Source organism: Streptomyces beigongshangae, from assembly GCF_019710745.1.
In the GTDB taxonomy this organism is placed as follows: Bacteria; Actinomycetota; Actinomycetes; order Streptomycetales; family Streptomycetaceae; genus Streptomyces; species Streptomyces beigongshangae.
On record NZ_JAHKJW010000200.1, the window covers coordinates 1 to 371 of the forward strand.

Genomic DNA, 371 nt, shown 5'->3' on the forward strand with positions numbered 1-371 from the left:
TCGGGCGTGAGCGAGGCGATCACACCGTCGTCCAGCACACCCGCCGTGTGCACCACCGCGGTCAGCGGGTGCTCCACCGGCACGGCACCGACGAGGGCCGCGGTGGCGTCACGGTCGGCGGTGTCGCACGCGGCGACGGTGACCTCCGCGCCCAGCTCCCGCAGCTCGGCCGCCAGTTCGGCCGCACCGGGGGCGTCCGGGCCGCGCCGGCTGGTCAGCAGCAGGTGCCGCACACCGGCCGCCGCGAAACGACGGGCCAGGTGCCCGCCCAGCGCACCCGTACCACCGGTGATCAGGACCGTGCCCTCGGGGTTCCAGCGCGGCGGCATGGACAGCACGATCTTGCCCACGTGCTTGGCCTGGCTCATGAA

General features: G+C 74.7%; 1 protein-coding gene. It reads right to left on the reverse strand.

Features of this window, described 5'->3' with window-relative positions:
- Positions 1-371: SDR family NAD(P)-dependent oxidoreductase (locus tag KM933_RS38835; protein WP_221362411.1), on the reverse strand; the 371-nt coding region annotated here is incomplete at both ends.